This window comes from Pseudoduganella sp. R-31 (assembly GCF_049913235.1).
Taxonomy (GTDB): Bacteria; Pseudomonadota; Gammaproteobacteria; order Burkholderiales; family Burkholderiaceae_D; genus Rugamonas.
In genome coordinates this window covers 531,299-550,563 of record NZ_CP183986.1, presented here as the reverse complement: position 1 = coordinate 550,563, position 19,265 = coordinate 531,299, and the positions used below count along the sequence as shown (strand labels likewise).

Sequence of the window (19,265 nt, the reverse complement as noted above, 5' to 3'; positions counted from 1 at the left end):
AACATTATTGCTGTAAAGAACATGAGAATCGTTGTCCTTGATGCTGACCGAAGCCAGGCGGACCTGATCTGCCAGGTCCTGACTTCTGCTGGTCATGCCTGCCATGGGTACCAGACCGGGAAGGACTTGCTGGCCAATATGCGCAAGGACAGCGTCGACATGCTGATTCTCGACTGGCAGGTGTCCGATATGGATCCTGCCGAGGTCATTCACAAGGCCCGCGAAAAATTGCCTGAAAACGGCCCTGTGATGTTCCTGACCACCAGTTCCGGCGAAGACGATATTGTTGCCGGCCTGTCGGCCGGGGCCGAAGACTTCCTGGTCAAACCGCTGCGCCGTGCCGAATTGGTGGCGCGCGTTCAGGCTCAACTGCGCTTGGCCTACCCGAGCCAGAACGGCGCTGAACAGTTGCAGTTCGGCCAATATGTCTTCGAGACGCGTCCTGGCCGCTTGTTGATGGACGGGCAAGTACTGGACGTGACCCACAAAGAGTTCTACCTGGCTTTGCTGTTTTTCCGCAACATTGGCCGTCCGCTGTCGCGCGCCTATATCCACGAAGCGGTCTGGATCCGCGAAACCGAAGTCCCGTCGCGCACGATGGATACCCACGTTTCCCGCGTCCGCAATAAATTGCAGTTGAAGCCTGAAAACGGCTTCCGCCTGGTGCCGGTGTACAGCTACGGCTACCGGCTGGAAAAGCTGGGTTCCTGAGAGGGAAACTCGCTCAAGGTATAATGGCGGCTGGAATCTTCCGTCTGGACCAAGATGCAACTGCTCGCCGTCGGCCTCAACCACACCACTGCACCTGTCGCGCTGCGCGAACGGCTGGCGTTCGCGCCTGAGCAGCTGGGGACGGCTGTGGCGGCCGCGCGCAACTGGTTTGCCTGCGCGGATTCGAAAGGCGGCGACGAAGCAGCCATCCTGTCCACCTGTAATCGCACTGAGCTGTACGCTGCCAGCAATGCCGCCAACCCGCTCGACGCCGGCGCCCAGTTCCTGGCCGATTTCCACAAGCTGAATTACTCCGAGCTGCGCCCGCACCTGTACATGCTGCCGCAGCACGATGCCGTGCGCCATACCTTCCGCGTCGCATCCGGCCTGGACTCGATGGTGCTGGGCGAGACCCAGATCCTGGGCCAGATCAAGGATGCGATCCGTACCGCCGATGAAGCGGGCGGACTGGGCACCTACCTGCACCAACTGTTCCAGCGCAGCTTCTCGGTGGCCAAGGAAGTGCGCAGCACCACCGAGATCGGCGCGCACAGCGTGTCGATGGCGGCGGCGGCGGTGCGCCTGTCGCAGCGCATCTTCGACAAGATCTCCGAGCAGAACGTGCTGTTCATCGGCGCCGGTGAAATGATCGAGCTGTGCGCCACGCACTTCGCGGCGCAGAATCCGAAGTCGATCACTGTTGCCAACCGCACGATGGAGCGCGGCGAAGCACTGGCGCATCGCTTCAACGGCAAGGCCATGCGCCTGGCCGAATTGGGCAACCAGCTGCACCAGTACGATATCGTCATTTCCTGCACCGCGTCTTCGCTGCCGCTGATCGGGCTGGGCATGGTGGAACGCGCCATCAAGGCCCGCCGCCACAAGCCGATGTTCATGGTCGACCTGGCCGTGCCGCGCGATATCGAGCCCGAAGTGGGCCGCCTGAACGACGTCTTCCTGTACACCGTGGACGACCTGGGCAAGGTGGTGCAGACCGGCATGGAGAACCGCCAGGCCGCGGTTGCGCAGGCCGAGGCAATTATCGAAACCCGCGTGCAATCGTTCATGCACTGGATCGACGACCGCGCCGTGGTGCCGGTGATCCAGGGACTGCAGGAAAATGGCGAAGTGATTCGCCTGCTGGAACTGGAACGCGCACGCAAGCTGCTGGCCAAGGGTGAACCGGTCGATGCAGTGCTGGAAGCGCTGTCCAAGGGCCTGACCGCCAAATTCATGCACGGCCCGCAGCAGGCGCTGCACCGGGCCCAGGGCGACGAGCGCGCCCAACTGGCCGAACTGCTGCCACAATTGTTCCGCGGCCGCCGTTAGCGGCGCCTCCCCGCAGCCTGCCGCACAAGCGGCACCCCTCCCGTTTTTCCGCGCCGCCTGGCGCTTCCTTCCGCATAGGACCCGAATGAAACCATCAATGCTGGCCAAGCTGGACCAACTGGCAAACCGCCTGGTCGAACTGGACGAACTGCTGATGTCCGAAGGCGCAACGTCGAATATGGACAGCTACCGCAAGATGACGCGCGAGCACAGCGAGCTGCAACCGCTGGTGGCGCTGTACAAGGATTACCTGCAGGTGCTGGGCGATATCGACGATGCGCAAGCGATGTTGTCCGATCCGGACATGAAGGAATTCGCGCAGGAAGAAATCGAAGCTGGCAAGGCGCGCCTGGGCGGGCTGGAGCTGGACCTGCAGAAGATGCTGCTGCCGAAGGATGAAAACGACGAGCGCAATATCTTCCTTGAGATCCGCGCCGGCACCGGAGGCGACGAGTCGGCATTGTTTGCCGGCGACCTGCTGCGCATGTACACCCGCTTTGCCGAGCGCTCACGCTGGCAGGTGGAGATTGTGTCCGCATCCGAAAGCGACCTGGGCGGCTACCGCGAGGTCATCGCGCGCATCATCGGCAATGGCGCCTATTCGAAGCTGAAGTTCGAGTCTGGCGGCCACCGCGTGCAGCGCGTGCCGGCCACCGAGACCCAGGGCCGCATCCACACTTCCGCCTGCACCGTAGCCGTGATGCCGGAAGCGGATGAAGTAGAAGACGTCCACATCAACCCGGCCGACCTGCGCATCGACACCTTCCGCGCCTCCGGCGCCGGCGGGCAGCACATCAACAAGACCGATTCCGCGGTGCGCATCACCCACCTCCCATCGGGCATCGTGGTGGAATGCCAGGACGACCGCTCGCAGCACAAGAACAAAGCCTCCGCGATGAAGGTGCTGGCAGCGCGCATCAAGGACGTGCAGCTGCGCGAACAGCAATCGAAGGAAGCCGCCACCCGCAAGAGCCTGATCGGCTCGGGCGACCGCAGCGAGCGCATCCGCACCTACAACTTCCCGCAAGGCCGCATGACCGACCACCGCATCAACCTCACGCTGTACAAGCTGGACATGATCATGGACGGCGACTTGAACGAACTGACGACAGCCCTGACCACCGAGCACCAGGCCGAGCAACTGGCCGCCCTCGGCGACTGATTTGAAAGTCGGGGTCAGGTCTGGCTTCTCATTAAGCTGTGCCAGACCTGACCCCGACTTAGTTTAAGGAAGGCTTCAGCGCTTTGTGCGAGAATTGGGCGGACTTTCAACCCTGATAACTTGATGACGATGAGCAACCGTAACGTTCTGCTGGCGATCGCCTTTGTGAGCTTTGGCATGATTGGCGCGGCAATGTATCTGCAGCATGTGATGTACCTGATGCCTTGCCCGCTGTGCGTGATCCAGCGCTACCTGTTCATCGCGATCGGCTTCGCGGCTTTGATCGGGGCCTTTACTTCCAAGCCGAAAATTGCGGCGGGTGTTGGCCTGCTGGGCGCTTTGGGCGGCATGGGCGTGGCGATCAAGCAGCTGTGGATCCTGGCCCATCCTGGCCTGTCCTGCGGCATCGATCCTATGGAAACGATGCTGAACAAAATCCCTACCTCGGAATACCTGCCTTGGCTGTTTTACGCTGAAGGACTGTGCCAGGACGCGAACGAGAAATTCTTTGGCCTGGTGATCCCGATGTGGTCTTGCATCTGGTTCGGCATCCTGGCCGTCGTCACTGCGTGGCTGCTGCTGCGCAAGCGCGCATGAAAGACCAGGTCACGGCCGGTATCACGCTTGGCGCCTTGCAGCGCAAGCCTTTGCTCGATCCGGTCGACCAGCGCATCCTCGTTTGCCATGCGCTGGGCATCAGCCGCACGGCACTGATTACGCAATCCGATCGCGTGCTGAACGTGGAGGAGGCGGGGCGCGTGGCCACCCTGCTGCAGCGCCGCCATGATGGCGAGCCCGTGGCCTATATCATCGGCCAGCGTGAGTTCTTCGGCCTTGATTTCGAGACCACGCCGGCGGTATTGATCCCGCGTCCCGACACGGAATTGCTGGTGGAACTGGCGCTGGTGCGCCTGCCGCCGCGCGGCAAGGTGCTGGACATGGGCACCGGCAGCGGCGCCATCGCCGTCGCTGTCGCCCATAGCCGGCCGGATGCCAGCGTTACAGCACTGGACGTCAGCCAGGAGGCCTTGGCCGTGGCTGCGCGCAATGCCCAGCGCAATAACGCTGCGGTGCGTTTCCTGCACAGCGACTGGTATGACGCGGTGCAGGGCGAACAGTTCGACCTGATCGTCTCCAATCCGCCCTATATCGCGGATGGCGACCGCCACCTGTCCGAAGGCGACCTGCGTTTCGAACCCAGCGGCGCGCTGACCGACTTTGCCGATGGCCTGAGCGCACTGCGCACCATCATTTCCGGCGCTCCGGCCAGGCTGGCGCCGGGCAGCTGGCTGCTGATGGAACATGGCTACGACCAGGCCGCCGCCGTGCGCGCGCTTCTGTTGTCATCCGGTTACACTGATGTGCAAAGCTGGCAAGACCTGGCCGGCATCGAACGGGTCAGCGGCGGCCGCCGCCCCGGGTAAAATACGGCAACATGCGGCTTCCGGGCCGTTTTTGGGGGCCATCGTACGCGCTTTTCGGTTTTCGGTTAATCTCGCACCAATTTGATTTGCTGCATCGGAAAGGAAGCAAATTGTCCAATCTATTGACTCGCCGCCTGGCCTTGTTGGCCGACGATCAGCACCGTGCAGTGCTGGGCGGCGGCCTGCGCGGCATTGAGCGAGAAACCTTGCGGGTCCAACCGGACGGCCACCTGGCGCGTACGCCCCATCCCCTGCCCCTGGGCTCGGCCCTGACGCACCCGCACATCACCACCGACTACGCGGAGACACTGCTGGAGTTCATCACCCCGGCGGAGCATGACATCGCGACCACGCTGGAAAGACTGGATGCGATCCACCGTTTCAGCTACACCAAGTTGGGCGATGAACTGATCTGGAGCCAGTCGATGCCCTGCGAGCTGCCGGCCGAGGAAGACATCGAGATTGCCTGGTACGGCAAATCCAACCTGGGCATGCTGAAGCACGTGTACCGGCGCGGCCTGGCCCTGCGCTATGGCAAGGCAATGCAGTGCATCGCCGGCATCCACTACAACTACTCGCTGGACGAGCGCCTGTGGCGCATCCTGGCCGAGAACGAGGGCGCGACCAACGTGACGCCCAAGGCTTACCAGTCGGAAGCCTACCTGGCGACCATTCGCAACTTCCGCCGCTACAGCTGGCTGCTGATGTACCTGTTCGGCGCTTCGCCGGCGTTGGCCGAGGGCTTCCTGCGCGGCCGCCCGCACAAGCTGGAAAAGCTGTCCGGCGACACGCTGTACCTGCCGTATGCGACCAGCCTGCGCATGAGCGACCTGGGTTACCAGAACGAGGCGCAATCGGGCCTGCACCCTCACGAGAACAGCCTCGATTCCTATGTAGCCACGCTGACCAAGGCGGTCAACCAGCCTTACGAGCCGTATGCGAAGATCGGCACCAAGGTGGACGGCGAATGGGTCCAGCTGTCGACCAACGTGATCCAGATCGAGAACGAGTACTACTCGACCATCCGTCCGAAGCGCGTGATCAACACCGGCGAGCGTCCGATCCAGGCGCTGTGCAACCGCGGCGTGCAGTACATCGAAGTGCGCTGCATGGATGTTGACCCCTTTGAACCGGTCGGCATCAACGTGCAGACGGGCCGTTTCCTCGACGTGTTCCTGCTGTTCGCCGCGCTGGAAGAAAGCCCGCTGATCACGCCGGAGCATGGCGAACTGCTGGCGCGTAATTTCGCGCGCACGGTGAAGGAAGGCCGCCGTCCGGGCCTGACCCTGACCCGCGATGGCGAAGAGGTTACGCTCAAGCAGTGGGGCCTGGACATGCTGGAGCGCTTCAAGCCCGTGGCGGAGTTGCTGGACCGCGAGCACGGCGGCCGCGAACACATGGCGGCGCTGGAAGCACAGGCGGCCAAGCTGCACGATCCCGAACTCACCCCTTCGGCGCGCGTGCTGCAGTCGCTGCGCGCGAACGGCAAGTCGTTCACGGCCTTCGGCCTGCACCAGAGCGAAAAGCATGCGGCTTACTTCCGCAGCCATCCGCCAAGCGCAGAGGACGTGGCGCGCTTCAGCGAAATGGCGCGCGTCTCCATCGCGGAGCAGGAACAACTGGAACGTACCCAGACCGGCAGTTTCGACGATTACGTCAAGGCCTACCGGGCCAGCAACCTGTGTCCGAACCACTGCACCTGACCCTTGCTCACCTTCTTTAACGAACAGCACGCGCAACAGTTCGGCGGCACGGACCATCTGGTCAGGTCCGTACAGGCAGAACTGGAGCGGCGCGGGCTGGGCCAGATCGTGACCCCGCAAAGCGTGCCGCTGACCGCGCTTGAACGCACCCACAGCCCGCGCTACCTCTCTTTTCTGCGCAACGCGTGGAGCGAATCCCTATCGCATCCAAGTTTTGCGGGCTGGCCGGTTGTCACAGCCAACCAGCATGCAATACGCACCATGCGCACCGATATCGAGCCGGAAGATTTCCGGGCCCGTCTCGGCCTGTATTCGATGGATACCTTCACCGGGATCGGCGCCGGCACCTGGAGCGCGGCCAAAGGTGGCGCCGACTGCGCGGTCAATGCGGCGCATGCCCTGCGCGTCGGTGAGCGCGGTACCTTTGTGCTGACGCAGCCGCAAGGCCACCACGCAGGCGCCGATTTCTGCGGCGGCTACAGCTACCTGAATAATGCGGCCTTGGCCGCCCAGCACTTGCTGGATGACGGGATGGCCAAGGTTGCCATCCTCGACCTCGATTACCAGCACGGCAATGGGGCACAAGGCATCTTCTACGAGCGTTCCGACGTGCTTTGCCTGTCGATCCACGCCGACCCGCGCCATGCCTTTCCCTACTTTTGCGGCCATGCCGACGAAACAGGCGCGGGCGCCGGGCTTGGCTACAACGTCAACATCCCGCTGGCCCCGGGCTCCAATTCGCAGGCCTGGTTCGCTGCGCTGGAAACGGCTTGCGTGCGCCTGTCGATGTACCGGCCGGAGGCGCTGATCGTGGCCCTGGGCGGAAACATCTTCCAAGGCGAAGAGCACGGCGGCTTCGGGCTCACGTCTGCCGATTTCCTGCGCCTTGGCGAGCGCCTGGCCTGGCTTGGCTTTCCCACCAGCTTCCAGCTGGAGGGCGGGACGATCCGGCGCGAGCTGGGCATCAATATCGTCAACGTGCTGGAAGGCTTCGACTGCGCCATGGTCTGAGCTTAGCCTGGCAGCGCCAGCCGCGCTTCCAGTCCGCCCCCGTCGCGCTGGTGCAGTGTCAGAGCACCGCCCATCGCAGTGGCCAGCTGGCGCGCAATCGCCAGGCCAAGGCCGGTGCCGCCGGTCTCGCGGCTGCGTGAGGACTCCAGCCGCACGAACGGCTCGAAGACCGCTTGCAGCGATTCCGCCGGGATGCCCGGGCCGCGGTCCATCACCTGGATCACGATGCCGCCAGCATGTGACGCGTCCGGCTTCACGCATACTTCTGCGCTTCCGCCAAACTTCAGCGCATTGTCGATCAGGTTGCCCAGCACGCGCCGCAGTGCTTGCGGGCGCAGCTCCATCGCGTGGCCAACTGCGCCATGAAGCGTGACGTCCTGCCCTGCGTCGGTGTAGTCATGCACCATGCTGTCGAGCAGCGCGTCCGGATCGATGCGCATCGCCGCTTCCGAGGTGCCGTGCAGGGTGCGCGCGTAGGCTACGCCCTCCTTTACCAGCTGCTCCATCGCCTGCAAGTCCTGCCGCAGTTTGGACTGCTGCGCCTCGTCGTCCATCATGTCGACGCGCAAGCGCATGCGGGTAATCGGCGTCTGCAAGTCATGCGAGATCGAGGCCAGGATCTGGATGCGCTCGGCCATGTAGCCGGCAATACGCTGCTGCATGGCGTTGAAGGCGCGCGCGGCACGCGCCACTTCCGACGGCCCACTCTCCGGCAGGTGAGCGCCCTGCATGTCGGGGCCAAGCGCGTCGGCCGCCAGCGCAAGCTGCTCCAGCGGCCGCGTCGCCAGGCGCACGGCCAGCCAGCAGCACAGGGCAAATACCGCAAGCTGCGCTACCATCAGGGCGCCAAACCAGGGCGACATCGGCACGCTGCGCATGGGACGGAAGTCGATCGTCAGCGGCATGCCATCGCTCAAGCGCAGATGCACCTGATAGCGTTCGTGTTCGCCGATAATCTGGTGCACGGTCAGCTTGTATTGCTTGCCGACGCCTTCCTCGAACGAGCGCACGGCATTAGCCTCCAGGACGTCCAGGTGCGGCAGCGATTCGTCGCATTCCTCCAGCCTGAATTCGTAGCTGCGGCGCGCCAGCCGCGGCAACCAGTCCGCGCGTTGCGCCGCAGGCAAGGCGTCGAGCAGGGCCACCGAGGTGGTGACCTCGCGCTCGATGTAGCCCATCATCATATTGGTAGTCGCCTCATTCCGCTCGCGCATGGTGAGCCAGAACGACAAGCCCTGCGCCACCGCCACGCCAAGGCACAGCAGCAGGGCCAGGCGGGCGAACAGGGAGCGCGGCCAATGCAAGCGCATCATGGCTCGCCTGCCGCCAGCGTGACGGCGGCCGAAAACACATAGCCTTCACTGCGCAGTGTCTTGATGTAGCGCGGCTCACGCGCCGTGTCGCGCAGGCGCTGGCGCACCCGGCTCACCAGCAAGTCAATCGAACGGTCGAACTGGTCGGCGTTGCGGCCCTGGGTCAGGTTCAGCAGCTGGTCGCGCGTCAGCACGCGCTGCGGGTGGTCGAGGAAGACGCGCAGGAGACGGTATTCAGCGCCGCTCAACGCCACCTGCGTGCCGTCGGCGTCAAGCAGGTGGCGCGCCACCGTGTCGAGACGCCAGTCGCCGAAGGCCAGCATCGGCACCGATTCGTTGACCTGCATGTTCGGCGGCAGCATGCGCGTGCGGCGCAGCACGGCGTTGATGCGCGCCAGCAGTTCGCGCACGGCGAAAGGCTTGGGCAGGTAATCATCGGCGCCCATTTCCAGGCCGATGATGCGGTCGGTTTCGTCGTTGCGCGCGGTCAGCATCAGCACCGGGATGGCCTTGTGCTTGCCGGCACGCAGGTCGCGGCACAAGGCCAGGCCGTCTTCGCCGGGCAGCATCAGGTCCAGCACGATGAGGTCGGGCGTGTCTTCCTCGATCACGGCGCGCATCTGGCGACCGTTGGCTGCCAGCGATGTGCGCAAGCCGTTTTTCTGCAGATAGGCGCCGATCAACTCGCGGATATCACGGTCATCGTCAACGATCAGGATGTGGTCTGGGTTTTCCATGAAGCCATGATACCCAATGCGGGACAGGGATTTGTATCCCAGTGTGTACAGCCTGCCCAGGTACACAAAACATTGCACGCAAGGGGGTGCGGCGAAATATGCCGGATACCTGGGGGCGGTTCAATGGAGTCATTCCAAGACACGGAGCTGACCATGACCAACCCGCTCGACACTCCACTGGCCTTCCTGGCCGGCCTGCTCACCATCGCTTCACCCTGCGTGCTGCCGATGCTGCCCATCCTGCTGGGCTCCGGCGTCAACCAGCGCAACCGCCGCCGTCCGCTGTTCATCGTGGCCGGCTTCATCCTGAGCTTTGCAAGCTTCGCCATGCTGCTGGGCGTGGTCTCCGCCACGATCGAAGTGGCCCAGGACGTGCTGCGCAATACCGCCCTTGCCCTGCTGGCCCTGTCCGGCCTGTTCCGCCTGTGGCCGGCCCCTTATGAATGGCTGGTCGCGCGCCTGCCGGGCCGCAGCGCCGACGCCGCGCCGCGCGAAGACGACGGCAGCAATGGCGGCGCCTTCCTGCTCGGCATATCGCTGGGTGCGGTCTGGACGCCTTGCGCCGGCCCGGTTCTGGCTTCGATCCTGGTGCTGGTGGTGAAGGCGCAAGATCCGGCCTGGTCGGCCCTGCTGCTGACCCTGTACGCCGTCGGCGCGGCCTTTCCCATGCTCGGGATTATTTACGGCGGCCAGTACGCCACCCAGCGCGTGCGTTCTGTGGCCCGCCACGCCGAGCGCCTGCAGCAAGTGTTCGGCGTGCTGGTGGTCGCCACCGCCATCGCGATCTACCTGCAATACGACACCCTGGCCTACTCCTGGGCCGCGCAACACCTCCCAACCCTGAAAGGACTGTGAATATGAAGACCACCCTGAAATTCCTGGCTGCCGCCGCAACCCTGGTGGGCGCCAGCGCCAGCGCCGGCGCCAGTGCAGCAACGGCCCCGTTCGAAGCGCCCGAATTCAGCGGCATTACCCAATGGCTGAACAGCGAACCGCTGACGATGAAACAACTGCGTGGCAAGGTGATACTGGTTGATTTCTGGACCTATGACTGCATAAACTGTATCCACACCCTGTCGCACGTCGTGCAGTGGCACGACAAGTACAAAGACAAGGGCTTGGTCGTGATCGGCGTGCATACGCCGGAGTACGCTTTCGAGCGCAAGACCGAGAACGTGCGCACCGCCTTAAAGCGCTTCGACATACGTTATCCAGTCGCGCAGGACAACCGCTACGCCACCTGGAACGCGTACAACAACCGCTACTGGCCAGCTTTCTATTTAGTCAACAAAAAAGGCCAGGTGGTGTACACCCACTTCGGTGAAGGCCAGTACGAGCAAACCGAAGCGCGGATCCAGCAACTGCTGGCTCAAACCGAGTGAGTTCATGATGAGCGAAAAATTCTTCAAAAATAGCTTGCAATTAAATCGCACACTATCTATAGTGTGCACATGGGCAGCAAACAAGGCCCCGGAAACCGGAAACAAATAGCACGCTAGCTAATCGCTCACTACTCACGAAAAGGAAAACATACCATGGCAAAGATCTCCAACATCCTGTACCGCGCAAACGCAACTTCCACCGGCGGCCGCGAAGGCAAATCCGCCTCCAGCGACGGCGCATTGGACGTCAAGCTGACCACTCCAAAAGAACTGGGCGGCAATGGCGCGTTCGGCACCAATCCGGAGCAACTGTTCGCAGCCGGCTACTCGGCCTGCTTCATTGGCGCCCTGAAGTTCGTTGGGGGCCGCGACAAGATCGCCGTACCGGCTGACGCTTCCATCAACGCCACTGTCGGCATCGGCCCGATCGAAACCGGCTTCGGCATCGAAGTGGAGTTGAAGATCTCCCTGCCAGGCGTGGATCGCGCCACCGCAGAAAAACTGGTGAACGCCGCGCACATCGTCTGCCCGTACTCGAACGCGACTCGCGGCAACATCGACGTCACCCTGACCATCGTATAAGCAAGCAAGGGCCCGGCAGCAAAGGCGGCCGAGCCCACCCAAGAGGAGAAATATCATGAAAGCATTTGCAACCATCATCGCTTCCGCCGCCCTGGCCCTCTCCACTGCCGCCCAGGCAGCGCCGCCCGACACCAACAGCGGCGAAGGCTACCAGGCCGACAACTCGTTCGTATCGACCAAAACGCGCGCGGAAGTAAAGGCTGAGACCATCGCCGCCCTGCGCCGTGGCGAAATCCTGAACGGCGAACTGTATCCGCTGGACTTTGCCTCCCCCACCCGCGGCAAGACCCGCGCCGAAGTGAAGGCAGAACTGGCCTCTGCGATCCGTAACGGCGAGCTTCGCGTCGACTATTAAGCTGGCATAAAATGGTCGCCTCCTATCAAGCGGGGCGACCAATGATTGAATGGCAGTGGCTGGACTTCAACAGCATTCCCAACGCAGACCTGTATGAAATGCTGCGGCAGCGGCAAGAGGTCTTCGTAATCGAACAGCAGTGTTTTTACTCCGATATGGACGGCTACGATGAAGCCGCCCACCACCTACTCGGCTGGCAAACGATAGAGGGCAAGCGAACCCTGGCCGCTTACCTGCGCTGCATCGCGCCGGGCATCAAGTATCCTGAAATGTCGCTGGGCCGCGTGCTGACGACGCAGGCGGCACGTGGCAGCGGTGCTGGCCGGCAGTTGATCGCGGAGGGCATCTGCAACGCGGAGGCGCTGCATCCAGGCCACCGCATCCGCATCGGCGCCCAGGCCCACCTGGAAAAATTCTATGGCAGCTTCGGCTTCAAGGCTGTCGGCGAGCCATATGACGAGGATGGCATTCCACACCTGGAGATGCTGCGTTAGGCAAAAAAAACGGCCCGAAGGCCGTTTCTTTCTGGACTTTCGCCAATTACTTGGTAACGGAAGTCACTTCAACATCGAAGATCAGCGGCGCGTTCGCAGGAATGCTGCCCTGGCCGGTCGTGCCGTAGCCCATGCTTGCCGGGATGATCAGGGTACGCTTGCCCCCAGCCTTCATGCCGAGCAGGCCATCTTCCCAGCCTTTGATGACTGCGTTAGCGCCCAACTTGACGGTCATTGGAACCCCTTTGGTCAGGGAAGTGTCGAAACGCAGGCCGCGTTTGTCGGTGACACTGTCGTCGTACAAGTAGCCGGAGTAGCTTACGGTCAGCGTGTTGCCTGTGACTGATGCATCTCCTGCGCCTTCTGCGATGATGATCTTGTCGAAAGCAGGCTGCGCGGTTTGCGCCGGAGGCGTCGCGTTGAGGGCGGTCATCTCGATTTCGTACACGACGGCGGTGCCTGGCGGCACGATGTAGTTACCGGCATCGTCCTTGCGGCCATACTGGGCCCATGCCATGCTGGCCGGGATCAGCAGCCTGCGCTTGCCCCCCACTTGCATGCCCACGATGCCCTGGTCCCAGCCTGCAATGCGGCTGTCCACGCCCAGCAGGAAGCTGAAAGGCTGGCCACTGTATTTGTCCAAGAATTCCGTACCCTTGTTGTCTGGCTTGGTGTTGTCGTACAGCCAGCCGCGGTACTGGATGGTCACCAGGTTCTTGGCAGCGGCCGCTGCGCCCGAGCCGACTTGAAGCTCTTGCTTTGTAAATACCGGCTGCGGCGGAATCGGCGATGGCAGCGTGCTGAAGCTGTGCACGTTCAGTTGATACACGACCGAGGTATTGGCAGGGACGATCACCTTGCCAGTCGAGTCTTTGACATCCACCGGGCCAAACGCCATATTCGACGGGATGATCACAAGCCGCGAGCCGCCCGCTTGCATTCCAATCAAGGCCTTGTCCAAGCCCGCAATGCGGGCGCCGACGCCGACCGTCATGGTCATCGGCTTATCGACACTGTTGGTAACGGAACTCTCGAACTGATCCCCTTTTTTGTCGGTCTTGGCTTCGTTGTAAAGCCAGCCGGTGTAGCTGAAGGTGACCAGGTCGCCAGAGGCCACTACCGGAGCACTGCCGCCTGGCTCGTTGTCCACAACTACCGCATAAGCAGGCTGCGGCGGCAGCGGAGTGGTGTCGTTATTTTTGGCACCACCACCGCATGCTGTCAGGGCCGCAGCGCAAGCCAGGGTGGCGATTGCCTTGAACATCGAGTTCTTCATTTCAATCTTGCCTATTCGTTAAAGGAGGGTAACGGAGCAGCAGTTTAGCAGACCGTTAATCCCCCCTCTACAAGAGGCAAGATCCGTTACAAATTAAATCTCCACTTGTGTGCCAAGTTCGATGACGCGGTTCGGCGGGATCTGGTAATAGTCGGCCGCAGCGCGCGCGTTGCGCGACATCGCCACGAACAGGTGCTCGCGCCATGGCGCCATGCCGTCGCCCGGCGAAGAAATCACGGTCTGGCGCGCGATGAAGAAGGAAGTCTCCATCATTTCGAACTTCAGGCCTTTCTCTTCGCACAGGGCCATGATGGCCGGCACGTCCGGCTCGTCCTTGAAGCCGTAATTGATATTCAGCTGGTAGCACTCATGGCCCAGGACTGTCACGCGGACCTGCTCCGAAGGCGGCACATAAGGCTCCTCCACAATATGCACGGTGAAGAACACCACGCGCTCGTGCAGCACCTTGTTGTGCGACAGGTTGTGCAGCAGCGCATGCGGCACGCCATCGCTCTCGCCGCGCAGGAACACCGCGGTACCCGGCACGCGGGTCGGCGGCGCCATGAACAGGGAGTTCAGGAAGTCTTCCAGCGGGATCGCGTGCTTTTCCAGGTTCTTGAACACCAGCTCGCGGCCGGTGCGCCAGGTCAGCATGGTGGTGAACAGCGCGGTACCGAGCAGCAGCGGGAACCAGCCGCCGTGGAACAGCTTCAGCGAGGTAGCCGAGAACAGCGTGATGTCGATCACGATGAAGAAGCCGGTCGCAGCGAAGCACAGCAGCAGCGGCAGGTGCCAGCGGTAGCGGGTGACGAAGAAGGTCAGGATCGTGGTCGCCAGCATGGTTGCGGTCACCGCAATGCCGTAGGCGCCAGCGAGTGCATCCGAAGACTGGAAGCCAATCACGGCAATCAGCACGACAATCAACTGCAGCCAGTTCACCACTGGGATGTAGATCTGGCCCATCTCGCTTTCCGAGGTGTGCTGGATGCGCATGCGCGGCAGCATGCCCAGCGCAATGGCCTGTTTGGTCATCGAGAAGGTGCCGGAAATGGTCGCCTGCGACGCGATCACGGTGGCCGCCGTCGACAGGATCACCAGCGGAATCACGCTCCAGCTACCGAGCTGGTTGAAGAATGGATTGGTAATCGCAGACGGATCCTTGATCAGCAGCGCACCCTGGCCAAGGTAGTTCAGCGCCAGTGCCGGGAAGCAGATCAGGAACCAGGCCAGGCGGATCGGCTTCTTGCCGAAGTGCCCCATGTCGGCGTACAGCGCTTCCGCGCCAGTGAACGCCAGCACTACGGCGCCCAAGGCAACGAACGCCACCATGCCATGCGAGAACAGGAAGGTGAAGGCATGCACAGGGTTCAATGCCCCCAGGATCGCCGGCTCCTTGATGATATTGATGACGCCCATCGCCGCCAGCGCCGCAAACCAGAGTGCCATGATCGGACCGAAGAAGCGTCCGATACCGGCCGTGCCGTGGCGCTGCACCGCGTACAGGCTTACCAATACGACGATGGTCAGCGGGACCACGTATTTTTCCAGCCCGGGCGCTGCCACCTCCAGGCCTTCGATGGCCGACAGCACCGAGATCGCAGGCGTAATCACGCTATCGCCATAGAACATGGTGGCGCCAAAGGTGCCGATCAGCAGCAGGGGGAAGTGCCATTTGGGCGCAGCCTTGTGCACCGAATTCAGGGCCAGGGCCATCAAGGCCATGATGCCGCCCTCGCCACGGTTATCCGCGCGCAACATCAGGCTGACATATTTGAGGGAGACAATCATCGTCAGGCCCCAGAAGATGAGCGAGACGATGCCCAGCAGATTCTCCTGGTTCAGGGGAAGCCCGTGGGTGGGGTCGAAAATGGTTTTGAGAGTATAGAGGGGGCTGGTACCGATATCGCCGTAGACAATGCCAATGGCGGCCAATGTCAATGCAGCTACGCTGCTTTTCTTATGTTGTGACAAGATTTCACCCAAAATTGGTTTTGGTGCATCGCACAATAGGCCAGTTATGGGCCTTTTGCAAGTTTTTTACGCCGCCGGTGAAAACCTGACGGATATGCTATTTTCCATCTTTACGCATAGAAAATCATCGCTCTCATGAATACCGGCATGCTGTACGCCGCAGGCGCTTTCCTGTCCTGGGGCCTGTTCCCGCTATATTTTCACGCAATTAAGAATGTGCCGGCGTCCGAAATCCTGGCGCATCGCATGGCCTGGTCGCTGCTGTTCCTGATGCTCGTACTGGCGGTACGGCGGCAATGGAAATGGCTGCCGCAAGTGCTGCGCCAGCCCAAAGTCGTGGGCAGTTTCCTGGCCAGCGCTTTCCTGCTGAGCGCAAACTGGTTCGTGTATATCTGGGCAGTGAACAATGGCCATGTGGTCGATGCCAGCCTGGGCTACTTCATCAACCCGCTGGTGAATGTGCTGCTGGGCATGCTGGTGCTGAAGGAAAAACTGCGTCGTGGCCAGTGGATTGCCATCGGTGTTGCCGCCACCGGGGTGGCCTGGCTGACCTGGCAGGCTGGCCAGGTGCCATATATCGCGCTGGTGCTGGCCCTGAGCTTTGGCGCTTATGGGTTGCTGCGCAAGACTGCGGCGCTGGCGGCGCTGGAAGGACTGTCTTTCGAAACCCTGATCCTGTTCCCGCTGGCAGTGGCTTACCTCGGTTGGCTGGTGTACCACGGCCAGAGCGTCTTCCTGAATGCCGAATCGGACAGCACACGCTGGCTGCTGGCAGCCGCAGGCCCGACAACGGCGATCCCGCTGCTGCTGTTCGCCGCCGGTGCGCGGCGCATTCCGATGTCGGTGCTCGGCATGCTCCAATATATGTCGCCATCGCTGCAAATGCTGCTGGGCGTCTGGGTCTTCCACGAAGCGTTTTCCTCGACCAGGCTGGTCGGTTTCCTGTTCATCTGGAGTGCGCTGGCGATCTATATGCTGGAGAGCTGGTTGATCAACAGAAAGGCGAATTGAGTGTCGGAAAATTTTACAGCGTTGGTTCTGCGGAAATCATAATTACTGTCACTCAATTGACTTTTCCGTAATCGAATCAATGACCTAGGGAAAGTCCGTTGCACGCGGGCACGACAATTGCTTAATTCCCAGTAACACTTCGGGAGAGCAATAATGGTTAGCAAAAAGTTTCTGGCGGGCATCGCAGCCCTGTTCTGTGCAGCATCTGTGCAAGCTGAAACAATGCCGTTGTCGTCCGCATTTTCGTTTAATCAGTACCTGACGACTGGCCAGAGCCAGAACCTGAAGATCGACGTAAATAGCCTGTTGGCTGGCAAGAGCCTGTCCAGCGCTTCGATCAGCTCCGGCGTGCTGACCGTGTCCGGTTTCTCCTCCGCCGACTTCGACATCGTCGGTTCGTCCGTGACGAACCTGAATTACTCGGAGAATCGCGAAACGACGGACTGCAACAAGGGCAAATGCAAGGTCGTCACCGACAACTTCCACATCAAGCAATTCAACACCAACTATAGCGACGCCATCGCCGACGAGATGAAGGTCACGACCGGTGGCGCCTCCGCGACCGGCTCGGCCAACGATCAAAGTGCTTTCGACACCGACAGCGGCAAGATCGAAGACATCAAAAAGCAGACGGGCAGCGAAAATGGCGGCTACAACCGCTGGTACAACCAGTTCATCAGTCATTACGATTCGCTGGGCGGCGACCTGGTGGTGCAACTGAGCCTGGACTCCCTGGCCTTGAACGACCTGGCGGCAGACGGCATCCTCAACTTTTCCGTGAATTCCATGCTGGGACAATTCAACCTGACCGACGTGCGCCTGGACTTCGTAGCGCAGGACGCTGTGCCGCCTGCGCAAGTGCCTGTGCCAACCAGCCTGCTGCTGACTGGCCTGGGCCTGGCCGCGCTGGCAACGGTACGCCGGCGCAAAGCATAAGCAAGCAGCTGCCCCAAAAGGACCCGGCACTTGCCGGGTCTTTTTTTATGCGCCATCACAATGCGCTAAACTAGCGCCTTTACGAACCGACAAGAACTCATACCGTGGCCAATTACGTCTATACCATGAACCGCGTGGGCAAAATCGTCCCACCGAAACGTCAGATTCTGAAGGACATTTCGCTGTCCTTCTTCCCAGGCGCCAAGATTGGCGTGCTGGGCCTGAACGGCTCCGGCAAATCGTCCCTGCTGAAAATCATGGCAGGCATCGACACCGACATCCAGGGCGAAGCGCGCCCGATGCCTGGCCTGAACATCGGCTACCTGCCACAGGAACCGCAACTCGATCCTGAAAAAACCGTGCGCCAGGAAGTGGAATCCGGCCTGGGTGAAGCCTTCAACGCGCAAGCACTGCTGGAAGCCGTGTACGCCGCGTATGCCGAACCGGATGCGGACTTCGACGCGCTGGCCAAGGAACAGGAACGCCTGGAATCGATCATCGCTGCTGCCGACGGCGGCAACCTGAACCTGCAACTGGAAATGGCCGCTGACGCGCTGCGCCTGCCGCCATGGGACCAGAAGATCGGCGTGCTGTCCGGCGGTGAAAAGCGCCGCGTGGCGCTGTGCAAGCTGCTGCTGTCCAAGCCGGACATGCTGCTGCTCGACGAGCCGACCAACCACCTGGATGCCGAATCCGTGGAATGGCTGGAGCAATTCCTGGTGCGCTTCCCTGGCACCGTGGTTGGCATCACCCACGATCGCTACTTCCTGGACAATGCTGCCGAATGGATCCTGGAACTGGACCGTGGCCACGGCATCCCTTGGAAGGGCAACTACTCTTCCTGGCTGGACCAGAAACAGGCCCGCCTGAAGCAGGAAGAAGCCACCGAATCCGCGCGCCAGAAGGCGCTGCAGAAAGAACTGGAATGGTCGCGCCAGAACCCGAAGGCACGCCAGGCCAAGTCCAAGGCCCGCATGGCGCGCTTCAATGAACTGAGCGAATTCGAGTACCAGAAGCGTAATGAGACCCAGGAGATCTTCATTCCTGTGGCCGAACGCCTGGGCAACGATGTGATCGAATTCAAGAATGTCAGCAAATCGTTTGGCGACCGCCTGCTGATCGACAACCTGTCCTTCATCATCCCACCGGGCGCGATCGTCGGCATCATCGGCCCGAACGGCGCCGGTAAGTCGACCCTGTTCAAGATGATCGCTGGCATCGAGCAACCGGACAGCGGCGAAGTGGCGATCGGCAAGACCGCCAAGATTTCGCTGGTGGACCAGAGCCGCGACAAGCTGGACAACGACAAGACCGTGTTCGAGGCAGTGTCCGGCGGCGCCGACATCCTCAGCGTGGGCCGTTTCGAAATGCCGTCGCGCGCGTATGTGGGCCGCTTCAACTTCAAGGGCTCGGACCAGCAGAAGATCGTCGGCAACCTGTCCGGCGGTGAGCGCGGCCGTCTGCACTTGGCCAAGACCCTGCTGATGGGCGGCAACGTGCTGCTGCTGGACGAACCGTCCAACGACCTGGACGTGGAAACCCTGCGTGCGCTGGAAGATGCGCTGCTGGAGTTCGCCGGTTCCGTGATGGTGATTTCGCACGATCGCTGGTTCCTGGACCGTATTGCGACCCACATCCTGGCCTTTGAAGGCGATTCCCAGGTGACCTTCTTTGCGGGTAACTACCAGGAATACGAAGCCGACAAGAAGAAGCGTTTGGGCGAGGAAGGCGCGAAGCCGAAGCGTATTCGTTATAAGCCGCTGCACGGCTAAAACCGGTAAACCTGGGTCTGACCCACAGGGTCAGACCCAGTCAATTCCGACGCCACGGATTGGGTTGTGCGCCTTTGATCTTCGTCGAACATCAAA

The 19,265-nt window shown here is 61.6% G+C and carries 19 protein-coding genes; 15 read left to right on the top strand and 4 right to left on the bottom strand.

The window, feature by feature from the left end; genetic code table 11:
* Positions 1-21: 21 nt before the first annotated feature.
* The 7 genes from ACN9MY_RS02530 (at position 22) to ACN9MY_RS02500 (ending at position 7,340) form a co-directional block, all read left to right on the top strand.
* On the top strand, positions 22-711 hold the full coding sequence (locus ACN9MY_RS02530) for a response regulator transcription factor (RefSeq protein WP_426320308.1): 690 nt from the start codon (positions 22-24) through the stop codon (positions 709-711).
* Between the two features lie 54 nt (positions 712-765).
* A complete protein-coding gene (gene hemA / locus ACN9MY_RS02525) occupies positions 766-2,040 on the top strand; it encodes a glutamyl-tRNA reductase (protein WP_426167164.1) in 1,275 nt (424 codons plus the stop codon).
* Positions 2,041-2,125: 85 nt separating this feature from the next.
* Positions 2,126-3,202, top strand: coding sequence for a peptide chain release factor 1 (gene prfA, locus ACN9MY_RS02520; protein WP_342115890.1), 1,077 nt, complete (start codon positions 2,126-2,128; stop codon positions 3,200-3,202).
* A 129-nt stretch (positions 3,203-3,331) separates the two neighbouring features.
* Complete coding sequence (locus ACN9MY_RS02515; protein ID WP_426167162.1) at positions 3,332-3,799, top strand: disulfide bond formation protein B; 468 nt, start codon at positions 3,332-3,334, stop codon at positions 3,797-3,799.
* Positions 3,796-4,626: a peptide chain release factor N(5)-glutamine methyltransferase gene (gene prmC / locus ACN9MY_RS02510; protein ID WP_426320305.1), complete on the top strand. Its 831-nt coding sequence runs from the start codon at positions 3,796-3,798 to the stop codon at positions 4,624-4,626. The genes ACN9MY_RS02515 and prmC overlap by 4 nt, the downstream gene beginning before the upstream one ends.
* A 110-nt stretch (positions 4,627-4,736) precedes the next feature.
* Positions 4,737-6,329 (top strand): glutamate--cysteine ligase, encoded by a 1,593-nt coding sequence (gene gshA / locus ACN9MY_RS02505; protein WP_426320303.1) that lies wholly within the window; start codon positions 4,737-4,739, stop codon positions 6,327-6,329.
* Positions 6,330-6,332: 3 nt separating this feature from the next.
* On the top strand, positions 6,333-7,340 hold the full coding sequence (locus ACN9MY_RS02500; RefSeq protein ID WP_426336810.1) for a histone deacetylase family protein: 1,008 nt from the start codon (positions 6,333-6,335) through the stop codon (positions 7,338-7,340).
* 2 nt (positions 7,341-7,342) lie between these two features.
* On the opposite strand, the gene ACN9MY_RS02495 is transcribed toward ACN9MY_RS02500, so the two are convergent.
* Complete coding sequence (locus tag ACN9MY_RS02495; protein WP_426336809.1) at positions 7,343-8,653, bottom strand: ATP-binding protein; 1,311 nt, start codon at positions 8,651-8,653, stop codon at positions 7,343-7,345.
* Entirely contained in the window at positions 8,650-9,390 is a 741-nt protein-coding gene (locus tag ACN9MY_RS02490; protein WP_426167152.1) for a response regulator, read from the bottom strand. Before ACN9MY_RS02490 ends, ACN9MY_RS02495 begins: the two co-directional genes overlap by 4 nt.
* Positions 9,391-9,543: 153 nt before the next feature.
* On the opposite strand from ACN9MY_RS02490, the gene ACN9MY_RS02485 reads away from it, so the two are divergent.
* The 5 genes from ACN9MY_RS02485 (at position 9,544) to ACN9MY_RS02465 (ending at position 12,203) form a co-directional block, all read left to right on the top strand.
* Complete coding sequence (locus tag ACN9MY_RS02485) at positions 9,544-10,245, top strand: cytochrome c biogenesis CcdA family protein (RefSeq protein WP_426323666.1); 702 nt, start codon at positions 9,544-9,546, stop codon at positions 10,243-10,245.
* A 2-nt stretch (positions 10,246-10,247) separates the two neighbouring features.
* Positions 10,248-10,772 carry a thioredoxin family protein gene (locus tag ACN9MY_RS02480; RefSeq protein WP_426336808.1) on the top strand — a complete coding sequence of 175 codons (525 nt, stop codon included), beginning with the start codon at positions 10,248-10,250 and terminating at the stop codon, positions 10,770-10,772.
* A 153-nt stretch (positions 10,773-10,925) separates the two neighbouring features.
* On the top strand, positions 10,926-11,354 hold the full coding sequence (locus tag ACN9MY_RS02475) for an organic hydroperoxide resistance protein (protein WP_057262147.1): 429 nt from the start codon (positions 10,926-10,928) through the stop codon (positions 11,352-11,354).
* A gap of 55 nt (positions 11,355-11,409) precedes the next feature.
* Positions 11,410-11,709 (top strand): DUF4148 domain-containing protein, encoded by a 300-nt coding sequence (locus ACN9MY_RS02470; protein WP_426320294.1) that lies wholly within the window; start codon positions 11,410-11,412, stop codon positions 11,707-11,709.
* 41 nt (positions 11,710-11,750) lie between these two features.
* Entirely contained in the window at positions 11,751-12,203 is a 453-nt protein-coding gene (locus ACN9MY_RS02465) for a GNAT family N-acetyltransferase (protein WP_426336807.1), read from the top strand.
* A gap of 46 nt (positions 12,204-12,249) precedes the next feature.
* Here ACN9MY_RS02465 and ACN9MY_RS02460 read toward each other — a convergent pair whose 3' ends face one another.
* A complete protein-coding gene (locus ACN9MY_RS02460; protein ID WP_426320290.1) occupies positions 12,250-13,479 on the bottom strand; it encodes an FKBP-type peptidyl-prolyl cis-trans isomerase in 1,230 nt (409 codons plus the stop codon).
* Positions 13,480-13,572: 93 nt separating this feature from the next.
* The gene (locus ACN9MY_RS02455) at positions 13,573-15,453 is read right to left on the bottom strand and encodes a potassium transporter Kup (protein ID WP_426172098.1); all 1,881 of its coding nucleotides are present in this window, start codon (positions 15,451-15,453) and stop codon (positions 13,573-13,575) included.
* A 132-nt stretch (positions 15,454-15,585) separates the two neighbouring features.
* On the opposite strand from ACN9MY_RS02455, the gene rarD reads away from it, so the two are divergent.
* From rarD to ettA, 3 genes are all read left to right on the top strand, one after another.
* The gene (gene rarD / locus ACN9MY_RS02450) at positions 15,586-16,461 is read left to right on the top strand and encodes an EamA family transporter RarD (protein ID WP_426167142.1); all 876 of its coding nucleotides are present in this window, start codon (positions 15,586-15,588) and stop codon (positions 16,459-16,461) included.
* A 153-nt stretch (positions 16,462-16,614) separates the two neighbouring features.
* A complete protein-coding gene (locus ACN9MY_RS02445; RefSeq protein WP_426167140.1) occupies positions 16,615-17,397 on the top strand; it encodes a PEP-CTERM sorting domain-containing protein in 783 nt (260 codons plus the stop codon).
* Positions 17,398-17,501: 104 nt separating this feature from the next.
* Positions 17,502-19,169, top strand: a complete 1,668-nt coding sequence (gene ettA, locus ACN9MY_RS02440; RefSeq protein WP_426167138.1) for an energy-dependent translational throttle protein EttA — start codon at positions 17,502-17,504, stop codon at positions 19,167-19,169.
* Positions 19,170-19,265 lie beyond the last annotated feature (96 nt).

Excerpts from the sequence above, each read along its gene's own strand:
- ACN9MY_RS02530 (WP_426320308.1), top strand. The coding sequence starts at position 22 with ATGAGAATCGTTGTCCTTGATGCTGACCGAAGCCAGGCGGACCTGATC.
- hemA (WP_426167164.1), top strand. The coding sequence starts at position 766 with ATGCAACTGCTCGCCGTCGGCCTCAACCACACCACTGCACCTGTCGCG.
- prfA (WP_342115890.1), top strand. The coding sequence starts at position 2,126 with ATGAAACCATCAATGCTGGCCAAGCTGGACCAACTGGCAAACCGCCTG.
- ACN9MY_RS02515 (WP_426167162.1), top strand. The coding sequence starts at position 3,332 with ATGAGCAACCGTAACGTTCTGCTGGCGATCGCCTTTGTGAGCTTTGGC.
- prmC (WP_426320305.1), top strand. The coding sequence starts at position 3,796 with ATGAAAGACCAGGTCACGGCCGGTATCACGCTTGGCGCCTTGCAGCGC.
- ACN9MY_RS02495 (WP_426336809.1), bottom strand. The coding sequence starts at position 8,653 with ATGATGCGCTTGCATTGGCCGCGCTCCCTGTTCGCCCGCCTGGCCCTG.
- ACN9MY_RS02490 (WP_426167152.1), bottom strand. The coding sequence starts at position 9,390 with ATGGAAAACCCAGACCACATCCTGATCGTTGACGATGACCGTGATATC.
- ACN9MY_RS02485 (WP_426323666.1), top strand. The coding sequence starts at position 9,544 with ATGACCAACCCGCTCGACACTCCACTGGCCTTCCTGGCCGGCCTGCTC.
- ACN9MY_RS02480 (WP_426336808.1), top strand. The coding sequence starts at position 10,248 with ATGAAGACCACCCTGAAATTCCTGGCTGCCGCCGCAACCCTGGTGGGC.
- ACN9MY_RS02475 (WP_057262147.1), top strand. The coding sequence starts at position 10,926 with ATGGCAAAGATCTCCAACATCCTGTACCGCGCAAACGCAACTTCCACC.
- ACN9MY_RS02470 (WP_426320294.1), top strand. The coding sequence starts at position 11,410 with ATGAAAGCATTTGCAACCATCATCGCTTCCGCCGCCCTGGCCCTCTCC.
- ACN9MY_RS02465 (WP_426336807.1), top strand. The coding sequence starts at position 11,751 with ATGATTGAATGGCAGTGGCTGGACTTCAACAGCATTCCCAACGCAGAC.
- ACN9MY_RS02460 (WP_426320290.1), bottom strand. The coding sequence starts at position 13,479 with ATGAAGAACTCGATGTTCAAGGCAATCGCCACCCTGGCTTGCGCTGCG.
- rarD (WP_426167142.1), top strand. The coding sequence starts at position 15,586 with ATGAATACCGGCATGCTGTACGCCGCAGGCGCTTTCCTGTCCTGGGGC.
- ACN9MY_RS02445 (WP_426167140.1), top strand. The coding sequence starts at position 16,615 with ATGGTTAGCAAAAAGTTTCTGGCGGGCATCGCAGCCCTGTTCTGTGCA.